The sequence below is a fragment of the Advenella mandrilli genome (genome assembly GCF_016595155.1).
Lineage (GTDB): Bacteria > Pseudomonadota > Gammaproteobacteria > Burkholderiales > Burkholderiaceae_B > Advenella > Advenella mandrilli.
In genome coordinates this window covers 78149-97773 of the sequence record NZ_JAENGP010000011.1, presented here as the reverse complement: position 1 = coordinate 97773, position 19625 = coordinate 78149, and the positions used below count along the sequence as shown (strand labels likewise).

At 50.8% G+C, this 19625-nt stretch carries 16 protein-coding genes; 3 read left to right on the top strand and 13 right to left on the bottom strand.

What is annotated here, in order from left to right; genetic code table 11:
- Window positions 1–2: 2 nt before the first annotated feature.
- Both lolB and JHL22_RS10585 read right to left on the bottom strand, forming a co-directional pair.
- Window positions 3–581 (bottom strand): lipoprotein insertase outer membrane protein LolB, encoded by a 579-nt coding sequence (lolB, locus tag JHL22_RS10590; protein ID WP_200237044.1) that lies wholly within the window; start codon window positions 579–581, stop codon window positions 3–5.
- Window positions 578–2404 carry a tetratricopeptide repeat protein gene (locus JHL22_RS10585; RefSeq protein WP_200237041.1) on the bottom strand — a complete coding sequence of 609 codons (1827 nt, stop codon included), beginning with the start codon at window positions 2402–2404 and terminating at the stop codon, window positions 578–580. The genes lolB and JHL22_RS10585 overlap by 4 nt, the downstream gene beginning before the upstream one ends.
- Window positions 2405–2541: 137 nt before the next feature.
- On the opposite strand from JHL22_RS10585, the gene mutM reads away from it, so the two are divergent.
- Entirely contained in the window at window positions 2542–3369 is an 828-nt protein-coding gene (mutM, locus tag JHL22_RS10580; protein ID WP_200237039.1) for a bifunctional DNA-formamidopyrimidine glycosylase/DNA-(apurinic or apyrimidinic site) lyase, read from the top strand.
- Here the strand turns inward: mutM and JHL22_RS10575 are convergent.
- Complete coding sequence (locus JHL22_RS10575; protein ID WP_200237036.1) at window positions 3350–4771, bottom strand: FAD-binding oxidoreductase; 1422 nt, start codon at window positions 4769–4771, stop codon at window positions 3350–3352. The genes mutM and JHL22_RS10575 overlap by 20 nt on opposite strands.
- 162 nt (window positions 4772–4933) lie before the next feature.
- Between JHL22_RS10575 and JHL22_RS10570 the strand changes: the two genes are divergently transcribed.
- Complete coding sequence (locus JHL22_RS10570) at window positions 4934–6322, top strand: phosphomannomutase/phosphoglucomutase (RefSeq protein WP_200237033.1); 1389 nt, start codon at window positions 4934–4936, stop codon at window positions 6320–6322.
- Window positions 6323–6352: 30 nt separating this feature from the next.
- Here JHL22_RS10570 and JHL22_RS10565 read toward each other — a convergent pair whose 3' ends face one another.
- The 10 genes from JHL22_RS10565 to coq7 form a co-directional block, all read right to left on the bottom strand.
- Entirely contained in the window at window positions 6353–7471 is a 1119-nt protein-coding gene (locus tag JHL22_RS10565; RefSeq protein ID WP_200237031.1) for a glycosyltransferase family 4 protein, read from the bottom strand.
- Between the two features lie 12 nt (window positions 7472–7483).
- Complete coding sequence (locus JHL22_RS10560) at window positions 7484–8647, bottom strand: glycosyltransferase family 4 protein (protein WP_200237028.1); 1164 nt, start codon at window positions 8645–8647, stop codon at window positions 7484–7486.
- Window positions 8644–9774, bottom strand: a complete 1131-nt coding sequence (locus JHL22_RS10555) for a glycosyltransferase family 4 protein (protein ID WP_200237026.1) — start codon at window positions 9772–9774, stop codon at window positions 8644–8646. Before JHL22_RS10555 ends, JHL22_RS10560 begins: the two co-directional genes overlap by 4 nt.
- Window positions 9775–9812: 38 nt before the next feature.
- Window positions 9813–11708, bottom strand: coding sequence for an asparagine synthase (glutamine-hydrolyzing) (gene asnB / locus JHL22_RS10550; protein ID WP_200237023.1), 1896 nt, complete (start codon window positions 11706–11708; stop codon window positions 9813–9815).
- A 2-nt stretch (window positions 11709–11710) separates the two neighbouring features.
- The gene (locus JHL22_RS10545; protein WP_234041240.1) at window positions 11711–12865 is read right to left on the bottom strand and encodes a glycosyltransferase family 4 protein; all 1155 of its coding nucleotides are present in this window, start codon (window positions 12863–12865) and stop codon (window positions 11711–11713) included.
- Between the two features lie 6 nt (window positions 12866–12871).
- Complete coding sequence (murJ, locus tag JHL22_RS10540; protein WP_200237021.1) at window positions 12872–14227, bottom strand: murein biosynthesis integral membrane protein MurJ; 1356 nt, start codon at window positions 14225–14227, stop codon at window positions 12872–12874.
- Window positions 14228–14233: 6 nt separating this feature from the next.
- Entirely contained in the window at window positions 14234–15259 is a 1026-nt protein-coding gene (locus JHL22_RS10535) for an SDR family oxidoreductase (RefSeq protein ID WP_200237018.1), read from the bottom strand.
- Between the two features lie 22 nt (window positions 15260–15281).
- On the bottom strand, window positions 15282–16556 hold the full coding sequence (gene tviB, locus JHL22_RS10530) for a Vi polysaccharide biosynthesis UDP-N-acetylglucosamine C-6 dehydrogenase TviB (protein WP_200237015.1): 1275 nt from the start codon (window positions 16554–16556) through the stop codon (window positions 15282–15284).
- A gap of 114 nt (window positions 16557–16670) precedes the next feature.
- Entirely contained in the window at window positions 16671–17816 is a 1146-nt protein-coding gene (locus JHL22_RS10525; RefSeq protein ID WP_200237011.1) for an MraY family glycosyltransferase, read from the bottom strand.
- Between the two features lie 382 nt (window positions 17817–18198).
- The gene (coq7, locus tag JHL22_RS10520) at window positions 18199–18882 is read right to left on the bottom strand and encodes a 2-polyprenyl-3-methyl-6-methoxy-1,4-benzoquinone monooxygenase (RefSeq protein WP_200237008.1); all 684 of its coding nucleotides are present in this window, start codon (window positions 18880–18882) and stop codon (window positions 18199–18201) included.
- Between the two features lie 317 nt (window positions 18883–19199).
- On the opposite strand from coq7, the gene JHL22_RS10515 reads away from it, so the two are divergent.
- Complete coding sequence (locus tag JHL22_RS10515) at window positions 19200–19622, top strand: OsmC family protein (protein WP_200237006.1); 423 nt, start codon at window positions 19200–19202, stop codon at window positions 19620–19622.
- The last annotated feature ends 3 nt before the right edge of the window (window positions 19623–19625 follow it).

Sequence of the window (19625 nt, the reverse complement as noted above, 5' to 3'; positions counted from 1 at the left end):
GATTATTCGTTAATGACCAATCTGACCGTAATGGTCTGAAGGGTTTCATTGCGTACCATACCCAGCTTACGAGGGCCTTTATGATCATAATCAGACAAGGTGACTTTCCAGCCAGCCTGGGTAAATGAACCCAGATTACCCTGTGCATCGCGTTGTTCCTGCTCGGCCGCTACAGGGGCAACAATACCTTTAAGCCAGTAACGCAGGCCGGCAACCGGGATCTCGCTACCCAAGACTTCAGCCACCAGGGCATCGGGGGTTTCGGCGCTTACCCGGGACCCATCGGCATGAACCAGTGTGGCCTTGCCTTGCGTTACCGATACCCTGGCAAGCGTAGAACCCAGCGGGTTTCGTAAATCAAGGTCTAACCGTTGCGTGGTATCAAGCCACAAAAAACCGCCTTGCACGGCCTCTTTATTACGGTCAATGGTTTTATCCCATACATTCAGGGCAAATCGCCCTGCGCGACTGTAGGTACCGTCATCTTGTGCGGTTTGTTTAAGGGTTGGTGCACAAGCGACCAGAGCCCCCATTAAGCTTAACGCACCCGCATAGCGAAAAAACCGTTTGAACTGCTTCATTTTTTATCTCGCATAGAAATACCCAAACGCTTGATTGTATCTTCCAGTGTCTCGTTTTGTTTTTCCAGCTCCCGGCCTTTCATGAAAATATCACGTGCCTTGTCTTTTTCACCCTTGACCCAAAGCACTTCTCCAAGATGCGCGGCGATATCCGCCTGTTCGGACAATTCAAAGGCATTTTCAAGATACTCAAACGCCAGCTCAAGGTTACCCAGACGAAACTGCAGCCACCCCATACTATCCAGAATGAATGGACTTTCAGGCGCCAGCGCAACCGCCCTGTCTAGCAACAGCTGGGCTTCTTCAAGGTGCATATTTTGGTCGGCAAATACATAACCCAGCGCATTATAAGCATCGGGAGAAGACGGTTTCAGGGAAATAACTTCCCTGAGCAGGGTTTCCATTTCTGCAAAACTTCCCTGCTGCTCGTACATCATGGCAAGCTCATACTTGATCAGCGCATTCTTGGGCATTTCCTTGTCGGCCTGCTGCAAATAGCGAATCGCCTGATCCGCCTTGCCGGCATTGCGATAGATAAATGCCTGCATCAGGCGAATACGTACGGCATCTTCTTCCTCTTCGGGCTTAAGCGATTGCAACATCGCAGTGGCCTTTGCCTCATTGCCATTTTTTCCATGTAATACGGCAATTTGCATTTTTATCTGCATTTGCGCACCGGGCTCATCTATTTTTTCCAGCTGACTGATGGCTGCCCGATAGTTTTGTTCTTCTTCATAAATTTGGGCCAACATGATTCTGGCATCGGCAGCCTGTCCCTGTGCATCGGTTTCGGCATCTGACAGGGCTGCACGACGCTGGATCTGAACATCCAGAAACTGTTTTAGCAGTTTCTTGGCCTGAGCCAGTTTTTTTGCCTGGTAATAAACCTGTGCCTCCATGTACAGTAAATCAAAGTCTTCCGGAAAGGTTTTTTCCATTTTCTTCAATTCATGGATCGCCGCATCAAACTGCTTGTCGTTAACCATTTCACTGATATAAAGCAGCCGCAATCGCCTTGCATTCGCATTGGTTTGAATGAAATTTCCGACAATTTCCATCGCCTCTTTTTTATGATTTTCCCGGCCATATTGCAAAACACGTTCGGCCGAGGCATCGGATGCTGCGTCAAGTTCAAGGGCTTTCAGGGAAGATTGCCAGGCTTTTTCCAGCTCGTTGACCTGATAGGCCAAATCAGCCATTAACATAAAAGAGGTCGACTGGTCATCCACCAACCCTTCGACGGTCTTTTCATAGACGTCCAGCGCCATTTTCTTATCATTCATTCTGGCAACAATTGAAGCAGTTTGGTAAATCGCCTGTTCTTTATTCTTGGCTTGCTGCAGCCGCAACCTTAATGCATTGACCAGGCCTTCGGTTTCACCGTTTGAAGCAGCCAGTGCCAAAGCGGTTGCCGACGCCTCTTCATTATCAGGATCAAGTTTGTACCACAGCCGTGCCGCATCTGCCGCTTTCTGACTTGAAGAACTGGCCAAGTACAATTGCATGGCCTTTTTCGCCATTTGCACATCATTTTTTTCTTTGGCAAAATCAAAGGCAGCCTGGGCAGCCAGCTCGAACTTTTCATCCTGAATGGCAAACTCCACCACCAGCAAGCTGAAGATATCATCTGCATTGGTGTGATCGACCAACTGTACAGGCTTAAGTTTATAAGCGGGAATAAAATCCAGCGCGGCATGCAAACGAGGCATGATTGGCGTCATCTGGCCCTGGGCACAGGCAAGGCTACCCCACAGGGTAGAAACAGAGACCGCGCAGGCAAGAAGAATTTTTCTGAAAACAGTCACAGCAGGAAAAATGGCCATACCGGAAATAGTTCATACAAGAATACTGATATTATCATTCTTCAGTACAATTTCCGGTAAAACCCCCTTTGAGCAAATGTTTAAACATTTTCCAGCACAACAAAAACAACACTTACCTCATTTTTCACTTAATCAATATGCCAGAATTACCCGAAGTAGAAACCACCCGTCGCGGTCTTGACAGCGTCATTAGCGGTCATCAACTTAACGAAGTCCGTGTTCATCAGCATCAGTTCCGCTGGCCAGTGCCGGAAAATCTGAATGAGATCCTGCAAGGCCATGTTTTACAGGCTTGTCAACGGCGCGGCAAATATTTGCTATTGGCCTTTGAACATGGTGTTTTAATGATTCATCTGGGCATGTCGGGTTCCATTCGCCGTGTTGCCCTAGGCGAATTTTTACTTAAACACGATCATGTTGAGTTTGTTTTTGACAATGCCGAATTCCGCCTGAACGACCCTCGGCGTTTTGGGGCTGTTTTATGGCATCCGGCCGAAAACGGGGACATCCAGAATCACCTGTTGTTGGCCAGGCTGGGCATTGAGCCCTTTGATCCGCAGTTTTCGCCCACTTACCTGCACAATGCATTGCAAGACAAGAAAAGCGCGATCAAAACCGTCTTGCTAAATGGTGAGATTGTGGTGGGTGTTGGCAATATTTATGCCTCGGAAAGTTTGTTCAGGGCACGAATAAACCCCCAAACCACAGCACAAACCCTTTCCCTGGCGCGCTGCAAACGCCTGCACCAGGCTATTATTGAAACCCTGAATGACGCGCTTGAGTCGGGCGGCAGCACCCTGAAAGACTACACCGGTACCAACGGCGAGGCAGGCGCTTATTTTGACATTTACGCTGCCGTTTATGACCGGGAAAAACTACCCTGCAAAAAATGTGACACCCCGGTCAGGAAAATCATCCAGGGCCAGCGTGCCACCTATTTTTGTCCTAAATGTCAACGTTATTGATGACTTTTCCCGGATTCATGATGCCGTTAGGATCAAGCGCGCGCTTGATCTTGCGCATCAGGGACAATTCTACCGCCGGCTTGTAATTAGGTAGCAGGTCTTTTTTCAATTGGCCCACACCATGCTCGGCGCTGATAGAACCGTTAAAGGCATGCACACTGTTGTGCACCACTTCGTAGACATCTTTTTGACGAGCAAGAAAACCTTCCTCTTCACCGATTGGCGCACCCACGTTATAGTGCAGGTTTCCATCGCCCAGATGACCAAAAATAATATGGCGCACGCCCGGAAAAGACGCCTGTAACAGACTATTGGTTTTAGCCACGAATTCGGCAATTTTGGATACCGGAATGGAAACATCATGCTTGATGCCCTTGCCGATTTCTGCTTCCGCCAACGGAATGCTTTCACGCAAATGCCATAAGTCTTTGCTTTGCTGGATTGACTCGGCAATGACGGCATCCTGCACTTCACCCGCCTCAATGGCTTCCCCTACCACCAGCTCAAACCGCTCGCGAGCATGCTCTGCGCTTTCGCTATCGGAAATTTCAAGTAGGGCATACCAGGCGGACTCAAGGCTGGGGCCTTCGAATGGCATTTTTTGCTGGGGAAACAAATTGGTAACCGAACGCAGGCAATAATTGGACATCAATTCGAACCCGGTTAATGAAGCAGCAAATCCGCCACGGGCACGCGACAGCATTTTAACCGCCGCATCAATATCATCCAGCGCCAGCAGTGCGGTACATTTGGCCACCGGCTGCGGGTACAGCTTAAGGGTAGCGGCAGTAATAATACCCAGCGTTCCTTCACTACCAATATACAAATTGCGTAAATCGTAACCGGTATTGTCTTTGCGCAAACCACGCAGGCCATCCCAAACTTCACCCTCGGCCGTGACTACCTGCAGGCCAAGTGCAAGGTCACGGGTATTGCCATAACGCAAAACCTGGGTACCCCCAGCATTGGTGGCTAAATTACCCCCAATGGTGCAACTGCCTTCGGCTGCCAGACTTAGTGGAAACAGGCGTCCGGCCTGTACCGCCGCCTCTTGGACCGATTGCAGGATACAACCGGCCTGAACCGTGATGGTGTCGTTATCGGTATCAATATCAAGCACTTTATTAAGACGGGTTAGCAAAATAACAATGGCATCGCCTTTGTTATTGGGGGTGGCTCCGCCGCACAGGCCCGTATTGCCACCTTGAGGCACCATCGGAATATCGTACTGCAGGCAGGTTTTTACCACCTTTGCAATTTCCTGGGCCGAAGCCGGGCGAACCACCGCTTGCGCTTTACCCGTATAACGACCGCGCCAGTCTGTTAAGTAAGCTTGAGCCTGTTCGCCGGTAAGGACATGCTCAGCCCCAACGATTTCCTGTAAAACTGCCAAAACGTTCATATAACAACCTGTAAAAGTTCTGTCTGCAATACCCCCTCCATGAGGACGAGGGACTTATAATATATACAATTAATTTATTCTATCATTCTACTCAAATTGCTTACTATCGTTAAGTTTCTCGTATGATTCAAAACGAATTGTTTTCCTTATAAGGATTTTTCCGTGGCGTCATTATTAGCAGCAAGTGTATTCAAGGCCTATGATATTCGGGGTACGGTTCCCGAACAGCTCAACCCGGAGTTTGCCTATCTGCTTGGCCGGGCATTGGCTTCCCGGGCAAAAAAACAAAATATTTTCACTATTATTACGGGTTATGACGGGCGCACCAGCAGCCCGGAACTATCCGAATCCCTGCAACAGGGTATTAATGATGAGGGTGTTAAGAGCATCGACCTGGGCCAGGTACCCACACCCCTGGTTTATTTTGTTGCTTACGCCCAAAACATTGGCACGGCAGTCGCCATTACCGGCAGTCATAACCCTTCGCAATATAACGGTTTTAAAATGATGGTTGGGGGCAAGGCCCTGTATGGCAACGACGTTTTGCAATTGCGCAACGAGATGCTGGCCATTGAATCCTTGCCGCTTGCCGACAGCAAAGGGGCCCGGGAAAACATTGACATCATCCCCGAATATATCCAGCGAATTTGCAGCGACGTCAAACTGGCACGCCCCATGAAAATCGCGATTGATTGCGGCAATGGTGTAGGCGGCAACGTTGCCCCTGCCCTGTTCAGGCAACTGGGCTGCGAAGTGGATGAACTGTTCTGCGAGGTGGACGGCAGTTTCCCCAACCACCACCCCGACCCGGCCGATCCGCACAACCTTGAAGACCTCATTAAACACGTTCAAAACACCGATTGCGAACTGGGTCTGGCTTTTGACGGCGATGCCGACCGCCTGGGCGTAGTGACCAAAACCGGCACTATCATCTGGCCCGATCGCCAGCTTATTCTGTTTGCCCGCGATGTTCTGGAGCGCTGCCCCGGTGAAACCATTATTTATGATGTCAAGTGCAGCCGCCACGTGGCCGAAGGCATTACGCTGGCCGGTGGAAAACCCCTGATGTGGCAAACTGGACACTCATTAATCAAGGCCAAACTGGCTAAAACCGGCGCCCCGCTGGCCGGTGAAATGAGTGGCCATATTTTCTTCAAGGAACGCTGGTATGGCTTTGATGACGGGCTGTACACCGGTACCCGCCTGCTGGAAATCCTGTCCCGGCATGATAATCCCAGTGATATCCTGAATGCCATTCCCCAGGATATTTCCACCCCCGAGCTGAAACTTGAAATGCAGGAAGGCCAGCCTCATGCCCTGATCAAAACCCTGCAAGAACAGGCTTCATTTGCAACCGCACAAGATATTAATACGATTGATGGGGTGCGCGCCGAATACGAAGACGGGTTTGGCCTGGCCCGTGCCTCCAACACCACACCAGTAGTAGTACTGCGTTTTGAAGCTGAAAACCCCGTTGCCCTGGCCCGCATCCAGGATGAATTCAGGCAGGTATTTGCTACCTATGCCCCTGACGCCAAGCTACCGTTTTAATTTAACATTAAATTAAAATGACTTAACGCCTCAGGACAGAAGTTCACGATAAATCGCAAGGTGCCGGTCAACCACCTTGCGGATATCGAATTCTTCCAATGCCAGAATACGGCCTTCTTTACCCATGCTTAACCTAAGGTTGTTATCACCAGCTAGTCTGGCAACCGCCTCATATAATTTTTGCGCATCCCTGACAGGCACCAGCAAGCCCGATTTACCTACTGCGATGGCATCCCGACAACCGGGTACATCAGTCGTTACCACGGCCCGGCCACAGGCTGCTGCCTCTACCAGCGATTTAGGCAAGCCTTCCCGATAAGAAGGCAGCGCCACAATATGGGACTGTGCATACAGGCCGGCAATATCCCTGACGTCTCCCAACACGTTCACTTCTGTACCCCAGCTTTCCATATCAGCCAGGCTCACCGAAGCCGGATTGCCCGGGTCTGGCGTACCGGCCAGTTGCCAGCGTATATCACTGCCACAGCGGGCGGAGATACCCGCCGCCTTAACAAATTCCATCACGCCCTTGTCTTTCAGCAGACGGGCAGCCATGGTCACCACCACTGGCTTGCTGGGCTCGGGCTGTGTGGCAAAGACAGTCACATCCACCCCCGACCCCCTGATTTTTACCGCCTGGGTTTCTTGCATGGCACCGATATCCAGCAAAATCTGCCGGTCATTGTCATTCTGGACAATCACCCGGCTATTGGCATGCCCCAGTGCCAAACGGTACAGCAGCTGGGTAATTTGCCTGACCCAATCAACCCCCTTGCGTTGGCGGGTAAAGATGAACCCCAGCCCTGAAATGGCATAAACCACCGCTTTCACCCTGGCCAGGCGGGCGGCAATGCCACCATATAAAACCGGTTTAATCGTGACCAAATGCACTAAATCGGGCCGATAGCGGCGATACAAGCGGTACAAGGCATAAATGGTTTTTAGCTCTGCAAATGGATTCATGCCACTGCGTGACATGGGAATCACAAAATGCGTCAGGCCGTGCGCCACAATTTGTGCCACGGCCTCTCCTGGCATGGTGGCAACGGCCACTTCATACCCTTCTTCTTTTGCCTTCAGGGCAATCGGCAGGCGATGCGACAGGAAAAAAGCCGGATTATTCACCACAAACAGTATTTTTCTGGACATATTTATCCTTGTTTATTTTGCCTTGCCGTTTGCACCAAGCATGGCCAGCCAGGTTTGCCGGTATTCAGTAACCATTTTTTCAAGACTGAAGGCATTCATCACCCGTGCCCGTACCTGTTTCGCCAGTATGTTTTTATCGGTCATTTCAATGACGTCCAGCGCCTGCATGATTTTTTCAGCCAGCTGCGCTGGATCGGAAGCCGGTACTACCCAGCCATCGTCACCGACAATCAAGGCGGCATCACCCACATCGGTCACCACATTGGGTACACCACATGCCATGGCTTCGGCCACCACATTGGGAAAACCCTCGGCAATACTGGACAGCACATGCAAGTCAAGTGCACTCATGATTTGCGGCACATCGTTACGCATGCCCAGCAAAATGGTGCGTTCCTTAACCCCGTACTGAGTCAGCAAGGCCATTAAGGGCGGGTTGCCGGCATCCATATCCTTGCCCACCAGGACACAACGCAAATCGGGCTGTTTTTCAAGGCATTGGGCAAAGGCCTGGATCAGGTTGTCATGATCTTTAAGGGGGTTCCAGCGCGCCACAAAACCTATTAGCGGTGTCTGTTCAGTAAGGCCCCATTCTGTCCGCAAGGCATGGCGGGCCGGCTCACTGCGAGCCCAGCGGGACAAATCGTAGCCATTTTGAATAACCACCATTTTTTCAGGCGCATAGCCCCATTGAACATGCCGATGACGGGCATCTTCAGCACAACAGATAATTTGCTGGGGAAGCCAGCGTGAAAAGAACCCACTCAGCCGGGCAAACAGATAGGCCGAACGACTGCTCTTGGCCAAACTGGCCCCCGAATTGCGAATTCCCCAGGCGATATGCCGAAACCCGCCCATGCGGGCCGCCAATCCACCAATCAGGTCAGCATGGTACATCCAGGTCTGGATCACATCAGGGTTAAGCCGGACCAGGCATTTTTTAAGTCGCCAGAAGTCTGCCGGGGTCAGGCGCCCCGGGGTCATGCCCAGCATTTTCACCTCAACCCCCGCGTCCATAAGTGGCTGGCCATAAATGCCGGCATCGGCAAATGACACCACAATATGCTCCACGTCAGGATCTGGCCAGGTGACCAGACGAAACAGAACCGACTCGGCCCCTCCCTGCAAAAGACCGCTAATCATATGCACAACACGTATTTTTTTATTTGTCTTCATTCCATTTTGCCTGAAACCGGAACGCCTACCTGCCCGAACAACTCATCCCACTGTTGCAACACGGTTTCAAGCTGGTATCGGGACCAGACTGACTGCTTGCCACGTGCCCCCATGGAGCATCGGAAATCGTCATCGCACAAAAAACGCCTGATCGCTTTTTCAAGCTCAAGCTTATTATTCAGTTGCACCAGTAAACCCGTGGTTCCCTGTTGGGTCAACTCGGCCGGACCGCTGGGGCAATCAAAACTGATGCTGGGCAATCCCAGCGCCATCGCTTCAAGCAATACATTGGGAAACCCTTCCACTCGCGACGTCATCACGAAAGCATGGGCATGTGACAATTTTTCCCAAGGTTCAGTGGTTTTTCCTGGCAAGGTGATGCGCTGGCTACAGCCCAGTTTTTTCACTTTATCTGCCAGGGCCGCACGTTCTGGCCCATCGCCCCAAATGCATAAATCCCAGTCGGGATAATCATGACTGACGGTGGCAAAGACATCAATCAGAAGATCAAACTGCTTGGCAGATACAAAGCGACCCATGGCCGCCAGTGTCTTGCGTCCGCTTACCGTGCACAGCCCATTGCAAGTAATAAGTTGTTCAATCCCCTCGGGCAAGGGGTTCGGAATAACCGCAACATGCTTCAGACCCGGCAAGACCCGGGCAAACGCTCGGGCGGCCTCTTCAGTCTGAAGCATGACCGCATCCGCCCGGGGGTACAGCTTCTTGCGTAATAGTTTTAAGAAACCACCAATATTCTTGCTTATCACCGGATGGGTTCTTTCACAAACAATCACGGGAATATCAATGCCTTTGGTTGCCATCAAGGTGGTGACATTCACATTAGTCAGAAATGAAACAATCACATCGGGCTGTTCTGTCCTGATGCGTTTCCTGAGTACCAACGGTTTACTGATCCGGCCCAGCCACTGCTGGCGAGGCAGGTCCTCGGCCAGCCATTTCACCTGGACTTCCGAGTGCAGGGAGTAAAACGAATGACCACTGCCCGTTGAAAAGCAGGGTACAAGCACCACGTTATGCCCCTGTTTAACCCAGGCATTTGCCAGTGTGGCAGCCACGCGTTCTGCGCCCCCTGCATTCATTGAACTGACCAGCAACATGATTTTCATAATACCCAACCTATTTCTTATGGCCCTGCTTCAGGCTGTTAACCCTGTATATCGTAATGATCCATCCAGGCCTGCAGCATCAGGATGCCCCATAAATGAGGGCTCCAGTCAAACTGCTGGGCCAAATGCTGTTGCCAGCGCACCTGCACCTGCGCCGCATCAAGCAAACCCTGCTTATGCAAGCGGGAAGGATCAAGCAAATTATTGGCCCAATCTTTAAGTGGCCCCCTTAACCATTCACCCATAGGTACCGAAAAACCCTTTTTAGGACGTTCAAGCAAAGTACGGGGTATCAGGCGGTACAAAAGCTGTTTCAGCAACCACTTGTTTTCACCATCGCGCACCCGGTACTTGTCTTCAAGCCCCCAGGCAAATTCAAACATTCTCGGATCCAGCAAGGGAACGCGGGTTTCCAGCGAACAGGCCATGGCTGCCCGGTCTACCTTAACCAGAATATCGTCAGGCAAATAGGAAACCGTATCTATAATCATCATGGTTTCCAGAAAAGAACCAATGGGTGCCAAGGTAAAAACCGTTGCCGGTTCTTGAGCGCCCAACACCACACTTGAAGGGTCTTTCCAGTATGAAACAAACTGCCGGTAAAAATCAACGGCATCTGCGGCACGCAGCACTTCATTCAGTTTTTGCAGCTTGTCTTTTTTATTACCACTAAAGCCAGGGGCCAGCTTACCGGCGGCACCCGCCAACAGTACACGGATAAAAGGCAAGGTTTTTTCACGACGCGCCCACCATGACGCTGCCCGCTGATAGCGGGAATAGCCCCCGAACAGCTCGTCACCAGCATCACCCGACAAAGCCACCGTTACCGATTGGGATGCCATTTGCGTTACCAATGCCATGGGAATTTGTGAAGAATCGGCAAACGGCTCATCGTACATGGCAGGCAAAGACTGCACCAAGGCCAGGCCATCATTGGCACTGACATACAGCTCGGTATGATCGGTGCCCAAATGGTTGGCAATAGACTTCGCATATTCGGCTTCGTTATATTTTTTTTCATGAAAGCCAATAGAAAACGTTTTGACTGCCTGTGCGCTTTGCTGCTGCATCAAGGCAACAATCAGGGAAGAATCGGTGCCACCAGACAAAAACGCCCCCAGGCTCACATCGGAAATTAACTGGGATTTGATAGACCTGGACAGCACGCCCGCCAGCGCATCGGTAGCGGCGGCGTCTGATTCGTAGTGAACCTTGGGCTGCTGCCTGGCCGTTTCGTAGGCAGACCAGTAAACCTGTGGCTCTACCTGGCGCCTGTTTTGCCAGTCCTCTTCGGACAGGCTTAACCAGGTACCGGGCGGCAACTTGTATATATGTTGAAAAATACTGTGAGGGGCAGGAATATAATTGTGCCGCAACAGTAAGGTAATCGCATCCCGGTTAAGCTGCTTTTCAAACCCCGGCACCCCCATGATCGCCTTGAGTTCCGAGGCAAATACCAGCCCCTGCCCGGCAAAGCCATAATACAAAGGCTTTTCACCAAAACGGTCACGTGCCAGAATTAATTTTTTTTCTTGTCGGTCCCAGACTGCAATGGCAAACATGCCAATGGCTTTTTTCAGGGTTGGTTCAATACCCCAGGCACAAAAGCAGGCCAGCAACGTTTCGGTATCGGAGTGGCCACGCCAGGCCGGTGCCTGGGCATTTTTTTCCAGCTGCGCACGCAGTTCGGGGTGATTATAAATTTCCCCGTTAAACACCATCATGAAACGCTGGTCTGCCGAAGGCATGGGCTGATGCCCCTGTTCTGACAAATCCTGAATGGCCAGCCTGACATGGCCAAACCCGACATGCCCTTCCGGGCTTAGCCAGACTCCCTGGCTATCGGGACCACGGTAGGCAATTTTGCGACAACTCTCACGCAGTATGCTTTCCTTGTCCTCCTGGCTTCCGGCAATACCTACTATTCCACACATGCTTACCCCTTTTGGCCGTCTTTTTTATTGCCCAGGACGTCGTTAAACACTTCCTGCCACAGCCCTGAGATCCGGCGCATTGAAAAACGATCGCGGACATCAATGCCGCGTTTGCCCAATTCCACCTGTTTGACCTGATCAAACATGAGTGCTGACAAATGGGCCGCCAGGGCTTCTTCATCTTCAGCCGGCTGCACCAGTACGCCATCCAGATCGGGACGAATAATTTCTCGCGGCCCGGTATCACAATCGAATGCGACACTGGGCACCCCACAGGCCATGGCCTCAAGCAGGCTATTTGACAGCCCTTCGGTACGTGAGCTTAACACATAGATATCAGCAGACTTGGCCCAGGCACGCATATTGCCGGCCCTTCCGGGCATGGAAATACGATGCCCCATACCAGCCTCATCAAGCTGCTTTTGCAAGGCTTCCCGCTTGTCGCCTTCACCCAGAATAATCAAATCCCATTCGGGATGCAAGTGGGCAATAGACGCAAAGGCCTTTATTAACAAATCGAACCCCTTATCATGATGCAAGCGGCCCACCCCCAGCAAAAGCTTGCGGCCTGGCGTTTTTACGCATTCAATCACAGGTTCTTTGTTTTCAAGGGGCCAATGCACCGCATTGGGAATCACGGCAACAGTTGAACCCGGCACGTTTTTTTCAAGCCATGCTTGTGTACCGCGGGTTAAGGCAATCACCCTGGAGGCCCTGGGATACGTATAACGCCGCAATTTTTGCCACAGGCCAGACAGTTTCTGGGAAGGTGGATGCGTATGCTCGGTGGCAATCACATGACACCCGCGTATTCCGGTGCCTGCCAATACAGCCAGAATGGAAGAGGTGGTCATAAAACCGATTACAATATCAGGGCGGTGACGCCTGATTTCCCGGCGCAAAATAAAAAGGCGCCGCAAGTTGGCCATTAACCCCTTGAAACCGGCGGTATTCAGGGAAATCCGCTGGACCTGTTTATGCAACTCATAAGCATCCCCGGAAGCATCGGTTTGGGTCACCAGCAAAACATCGTGACCATTGGCAATCCACCGCGCGGACAAATCAACCGCTACCCGCTCGGCGCCTCCTCCGCGCAGTGAATGAATAAATAGCATGATTCGCAAAGGAGGAGTTTTCGTATGGATCTCGAAAGACATATTAATTCAGGTTGAGGAAGTTTTTGTTGCCACACCATATTTCAGGACGGCAAAAAAATAACAGAGATAAGATAACAAATACATTAAACTTGTCGCCAACATAATACCTTCGGCGCCCATTACGGGAGCAAGTATGAGATTCATGCCGGCCTTTAGTGCAAAGTTAGCAATGGCAATAATGGCCATCAGTTTATAACGGTTCTGGCTTGCCATTAACTGAACCAGGATTAACACCCCAAAATAAAATGGCAGTTGCAACAGCCCCCAACGCAAAACCGACGCCACTTTCTGGGTGTCTTCGGGGGTAAACGCACCGTTTTCAAACAACAGCTTTACCATCCAGGGTGCCAGAAGCCAGCCAACCATCACCGCTACAATACCCACCAATAACATTAAGGCAGACCATTTCAGTGCCATGGACCGTGCCTGGGCAGGATTGCCACGGCTTTGTACATCGGCCAACACCGGCAAGGCGGCCCGGCCAACGGAAGCGGCACCAATACCAATAACCAGTGACAGCAAACGGGTGGCATAACCCAGGGTTGCATTGGCATTGTCACCCAACCGGGCGGCCGTCATTTGGTCTAGCGGCCCCACAAAACTCATGGCAATTTGCCCAACCAGCATTATACCGGCCGCACTAAGCAACATGGGCCATTGGGCAGACTGCAAACCCGGCCTGGGCCAGCCCCCGTTGCCGCCGTCCGCCTTGCGGGCCAGTGCAGACAGCCATACTGCCTGAACCAGGTACCCCAGCAGCGTGCCCCATAACAGCGGATAAACACTGGTATTACCCGGTGTTATCAGGATAGCCAGTAAAATCATTAGGGCAGGTATGCTGTCGAGGAGGTTATTAATGTGCCGCTCGTGAGCCCGCAAGCGGGCAGTGCATAGCCCAATAATAAGGGTAAGCAAAACAGCCGGTGCAAAAGCGTTAATCAGCTCGGTACTGGCCTGTCTGGTTTGACTACTTAAATTACCGCCCATATATTGCAATACTTGTGGCCAGAAATAATAAGTCACTACAGAAAGCAGTACCCCCAGCACTACAATCCAGCCTTGCAATTCACGAATGAAACGGGCTCGATCGGGCTGTCCGGCATACCGCACCTTCACTAAAGCGGGAATAAGAACAATAGAAAATGCCCCCACCATGGTGACCGGCAACCAATTTGCCATCGTTAAGGTAAATTGGTAAGCATCGACAATATCACTTACCCCGTAACGGTGGGCAACCGCAATTTCCTTAATGGCACCGGCCATTTTCCCGATCAGCAAAAAAAATGCAACCCGCATTGCGCCTTGGGCAATACGTTTGTGATCAGGGTGCAGGCGGTTAAGTCTGGTGCGTAGCTGTTTCAAAAAAATTTATTGCAAAAACTGAACATACCAAGGCATGGCAACTTCAATACCCTGAAGAATCGAATGCCCCGGCGCATAACCCAGCTGTGCCTGGGCCTTGCCGATATCGGCCTGTGAATGGCGAACGTCACCCTGGCGAAAATCCCGGTAAACCGGTTTTTTATCATACTGGATACCATGCGCTGCCAAGGTTGCGGCCAGATGGGCAAACAGCTCATTCAGGCTGGTTCTGGCATTAACCGCCACGTTATACACCTCGAAACCATTTTCGGGCATATTGGCACCGGCCAGCAGATTTGCCTGAACGGCATTTTCAACAAAGCAGAAATCACGACTGGTTTCCCCATCACCGTTAACCAGGACATCTTCACCCTTGATCATGGCCGCTGTCCATTTGGGAATCACGGCCGCATAAGCGCCATCCGGATCCTGGCGTTTGCCAAACACATTAAAATAGCGCAGACCAATAGAGCGGAAACCGTAGGTACGGGCAAATACGCTGGCGTACAGTTCATCGACATACTTGGTGACCGCATAGGGCGATAAGGGATTGCCAATTTTATCTTCTACTTTAGGCAAATCGGGGTGATCGCCATAGGTAGAGCTGGACGCTGCAAACACAAAAGAAGTCACCCCCGCATCACGGGCCGCCACCATCATATTAAGAAAACCGCCAATATTCACGTCATTGGTGGTGATGGGATCATTGATGGAACGCGGTACCGAGCCCAAGGCGGCCTGATGCAACACGATACCCACCCCTTCACATGCCTGGCGGCAGGTTTCAAGGTTGCGGATATCCCCTTCGATAAACTTGAAGTTGTGCCATTGCGTGGCAGACACCTGCCCCTGGACTTCATCAAGATTATGTTGATAGCCGGTGGCAAAGTTGTCCAGTCCAACTACTTTCTGATTAAGCAGCAACAATGTTTCCAGCAAGTTCGAGCCGATAAACCCGGCGCAACCAGTCACCAGCCAGGTACGGGGCTGGCGCTGCAAATCGGTTTTCAATGTTTCAAATGCCTGACTCATGCTTTGTTTTCCTTTTACCCAATTAAAGGCGAATATCGGCTTGTTCTGCCGTTAATACGTATTTCAGGTCGTACAGCACATGATCGGGTTTGCCCAAGGCGCGAATGGCATCAACCCCCATTTCCACAAATTGATGATGGGAAACGGCCAGGATAATACCGTCATACACACCCTTCTGTACTTCCTTAACGGGTGTCACGCCATACTCGCGTTGCGCCTCTTGGGCATCCACCCACGGATCGTACACATCAACATCCATGTTGTATTCGTCAAGCTCTTTAAGAATATCCACTACCCGGGTATTGCGCAGGTCGGGGCAGTTTTCTTTAAAGGTAAGCCCCATCACCAGCACTCTGGCCCCTTGCACCTGAATGCTTTTCTTGGTCATGGCCTTAACCAGCTGGGCAACCACATAAGGCCCCATGCTATCGTTCAGGCGACGGCCGGCCAGGATGATTTCAGGGTGATAGCCAATAGACTGGGCCTTGTGGGTTAAATAATACGGATCTACGCCAATACAGTGACCGCCCACCAGACCCGGACGGAAAGGCAGGAAATTCCATTTGGTGCCCGCCGCTTCCAGCACGGCCTGGGTATCAATGCCCATTTTATTGAAGATAAGCGCCAGTTCATTGATAAGAGCAATATTCACATCCCGCTGGGTGTTTTCAATCACCTTGGCGGCTTCGGCCACCCGGATGCTGCTGGCTTTATGAGTACCGGCCACAATAATTTCACGATATAACTGGTCAACCACCTCGGCCACTTCAGGGGTAGAGCCAGCGGTGACTTTCTTGATGGTGGACACACGGTGTGTCTTGTCGCCCGGGTTGATACGCTCGGGGCTGTAACCGGCAAAGAAATCCACATTAAAAGTCAGACCAGAGACTTTTTCAAGCACCGGCACGCAATCTTCTTCGGTGGCGCCCGGATACACCGTAGACTCATAAATGACAATATCGCCTTTTTTCAAGACTTTGCCAATGGTTTCGCTGGCCTTGACCAGCGGTGTCAGATCGGGACGCTTGTATTCATCAATAGGCGTGGGCACCGTCACGATATAGGTATTGGCCTTGGCCAGATCGGCCTGGTTGGCACTAAATTGCAAGTGTGGCGCTTCGGCAAGCTCTTCAGTACTCACTTCCAACGTGTGATCCTGGCCACCCTGCAGTTCGGCAATACGTTTCTGGTTGATATCAAATCCCAATACCGCTCGTTTTTTGCCAAATTCAACGGCTAAAGGTAACCCAACGTAGCCCAGGCCAATAACCGCCAATTTAATATCTTGAACTTGCACGAATTTCTCCCAAAGGAATAGCTTAATAATTTTGCAGACTTATTGATTGTAACAATCAGGATTAACCTGGAAAGCAAGAAAACATAAGAGGATGAAATATATCTTTCATTTCATTCATCGTTTACGTGAAACCGAGGGCAGCAACAGCCAACGCGGACAACGCCATGCAACCAGGCGGGCATAAAGCCAAACATACACCGATGAAAACACCAGCATACTGATACAAAGCAAAATCGCGTTATCCCAGAAAATGGTGGCAGGCACCAGACCGATTAAGGTAAGCACCCACAAATAGGGGGATGTTAGCGCGTTACACAAGGCGGGCACGGCATCGCGCCCCGTACGACTGAAGGTGACCCGTACCAGGCGACGGAAAATAAGCTGATGCAAATGCAAGGCATCAGGCTGGTCTACCGGCACCCCGCGTTTGAAGCGGCGCCGCCATATGGAAAACAGGGTTTCGAAGACAGGATAAAACAACACGGCCAAGGCATAAAACGGAGACACGGAAGGATTACGTATGACCAGCAGAACCGCCAGCTCGGCCAGCATGAAACCAATAAAATAAGCACCGCCATCGCCCAGGAACACTCGGCCAAACGGGAAATTCCAGACAAAAAAACCAACAATGGAAGAGGCCATGGCCAACGCAATGGCAAAAATGGCCAAATCATTAACCTGGTAGGCCACCAGTGCAATAGAAGCGGCCATTAGCATGGCAACCATGCCGGCCAGCCCATTCATACCGTCGACAATATTAAGGGCATGAGTGCAACCACCGACCGCGATCATGGTAAACAACAGGGAGATGGGCCAAAATGCCAGAATCTGGTCTATAAATGCAAAACCTACCCGACTGACACCGCCAAAGAACCACCAGGCAATGGCGGCCGACGCAAAAGCGGCTAACAGGCGCTTGCCCGAACCAATATCCTTGGTGATATCTTCTAAAAGGCCCGCCACAAACACCGGCATGGCGGCCACAAACAAGGCAGGCCATAACCAGTTAAGGGTGGTGTTATCGGGGCGGCCCAACACCAGCAACCCGGCCAGGGTACCGGCAAACACCGCCAGCCCGCCAATCCGGGGAGTTGAGCGCTTATGAGAAGCCTGTGGCTTGCTAAGATCATGGTCACCCGTGTAGGCACCGTGCCAGCGTTCGGAGGCAACGATAACGCCACCCACCATAAATGCCACTACGCTGATATATAAATATTGCCAAGTAAAAGTCAAAGTAAACCCAAGGCGCAAAAAAAACATTCAGGACCAATGAAAGACCAAACCATTTAGTTAAAACCCGGTTTTACCATTGGCGAAAAACAAATCCGAATCATACAGGAAATACTAGGTATCCCTTATATATTTTAAATCCGAAATGAGTTATTACTTATTGTATAGTGAACAGGCAAAAAAAATGCCCAAAATCTTACGATTTTGGGCAAAATCCACCAAAGGAGGAGGGTGGAGGAGACAACCTTGGCATGACTGCTTTTTTAAAGCGCACATTAGAATGCTTTTCTTAATTCTTAATGTGTTGCGTCATCCGATGTAGTAACTATAACCGAACCTCATGGTGCAATGCAAGAAAAATTACAGGTAAACCCTAATGAAATCGTAACAAATGTTGTAAAAACAACAAAGTTTATAGGCGGTAAGCCAAAGTCGTCATGATTTTTGACATAAACCGCATGGCCTGTTTCACCGGTGCCGGCAGTTCTTCAGCCCCATTTACCTCTGCTGTCGTTCTATGCCCTACTTCATCATCGCGCATCTGGGTCACTATTTTACGTGAACGCGCATCCTGTTCAGGTAGTGATACCAGGTGCGATTCAAGATGTTGCTCAACCTGCCTTTCGGTTTCTGCCATGAACCCCAGGTTTTTAGGCACCCCTGCCACACTGGCCATCACTCCCAGCGTAAACGAACCGGCATACCACAATGGATTCAACAAACTGGTATGGCTTTTCAGCTCACCAAGCCGGTCGTGGCACCAGGACAGGTGATCCACTTCTTCTTCAGCCGCATGCAGCAACACCCGCTTGATCTTTGGGTCTTTACACATTATCGACTGCCCACGATACAACGCCTGTGCACACACCTCACCCACATGATTCACCCGCATTAAACCGGCCACATGTTTTTTTTCGGACTCATTCAACTCAGGATCAGTCATGTCGGGCTCACCTGCCGGGTTTGCACGGGTAGCCTGCGCCGCTCCCGAAAGCACCTCGAGCGCCTTGTTCACTTCAATAAATAAAGTATCCAGCCCTGATGGCTGGCGACGAAAAGCGGGCCTGGTTCCTGCGTTAGTGATAGGTTGAGTCATAAAAATCATCTCCGGTAATACTAAGGGGTTCAGAATCCCTGAATGGTTCGGAATCCTGGTTATCTATTTTAGCCAATTGAAACCTGCTTTCACGATAAACCGTTCAACAAACCCGTTTATATCTTGCATCTTGCCTTTTTATAAGGAGTTATAAGGAACCTCTGCCAACATCCAGGACAAAATCAGCTAACATTCCCCTATTTATCCTGTGTTTTTCATTTTTTTGGGTCTTATACAGGTAAAATTACAGGTTTCACACGATCAAACACAGGCAAGACCTCTTGTTCTTGCACAAATCGTTTTTCAGGACTACGAACATGCAGTGTACAGTTGAATGGAATGGCCCCGAGGGCATGCTTTTTGTTGCAAGAACCGGCAGTGGCCACGTTGTCGCCATGGATGGCGCCCCCGAAGGCGGCGGCAACAACCTGGCTCCGCGCCCGATGGAAATGATCCTTACCGGCGCAGGTGGCTGTGCCGCCTACGACGTTGTACTTATCCTGAAACGCAGCCGCCAGGACGTTGCCCATTGCAACGTCGCCATTACCAGCGAACGCGCCGACACCGATCCCAAGGTTTTTACCAAAATTCACTTCGTGTTTACCGTCAAAGGCAAAAACCTGTCTGAAAAAGTCGTTGAACGGGCCGTCAAGCTGTCTCACGACAAATACTGCTCAGCCGTTGCCATGCTGGAAAAAACGGCCGACATCACGCACGAAACCAAAATTCTGGAGGACTGAGCC

Excerpts from the sequence above, each read along its gene's own strand:
- lolB (WP_200237044.1), bottom strand. The coding sequence starts at position 581 with ATGAAGCAGTTCAAACGGTTTTTTCGCTATGCGGGTGCGTTAAGCTTA.
- JHL22_RS10585 (WP_200237041.1), bottom strand. The coding sequence starts at position 2,404 with ATGGCCATTTTTCCTGCTGTGACTGTTTTCAGAAAAATTCTTCTTGCC.
- mutM (WP_200237039.1), top strand. The coding sequence starts at position 2,542 with ATGCCAGAATTACCCGAAGTAGAAACCACCCGTCGCGGTCTTGACAGC.
- JHL22_RS10575 (WP_200237036.1), bottom strand. The coding sequence starts at position 4,771 with ATGAACGTTTTGGCAGTTTTACAGGAAATCGTTGGGGCTGAGCATGTC.
- JHL22_RS10565 (WP_200237031.1), bottom strand. The coding sequence starts at position 7,471 with ATGTCCAGAAAAATACTGTTTGTGGTGAATAATCCGGCTTTTTTCCTG.
- JHL22_RS10560 (WP_200237028.1), bottom strand. The coding sequence starts at position 8,647 with ATGAAGACAAATAAAAAAATACGTGTTGTGCATATGATTAGCGGTCTT.
- JHL22_RS10555 (WP_200237026.1), bottom strand. The coding sequence starts at position 9,774 with ATGAAAATCATGTTGCTGGTCAGTTCAATGAATGCAGGGGGCGCAGAA.
- asnB (WP_200237023.1), bottom strand. The coding sequence starts at position 11,708 with ATGTGTGGAATAGTAGGTATTGCCGGAAGCCAGGAGGACAAGGAAAGC.
- JHL22_RS10545 (WP_234041240.1), bottom strand. The coding sequence starts at position 12,865 with ATGTCTTTCGAGATCCATACGAAAACTCCTCCTTTGCGAATCATGCTA.
- JHL22_RS10535 (WP_200237018.1), bottom strand. The coding sequence starts at position 15,259 with ATGAGTCAGGCATTTGAAACATTGAAAACCGATTTGCAGCGCCAGCCC.
- JHL22_RS10525 (WP_200237011.1), bottom strand. The coding sequence starts at position 17,816 with ATGTTTTTTTTGCGCCTTGGGTTTACTTTGACTTTTACTTGGCAATAT.
- coq7 (WP_200237008.1), bottom strand. The coding sequence starts at position 18,882 with ATGACTCAACCTATCACTAACGCAGGAACCAGGCCCGCTTTTCGTCGC.
- JHL22_RS10515 (WP_200237006.1), top strand. The coding sequence starts at position 19,200 with ATGCAGTGTACAGTTGAATGGAATGGCCCCGAGGGCATGCTTTTTGTT.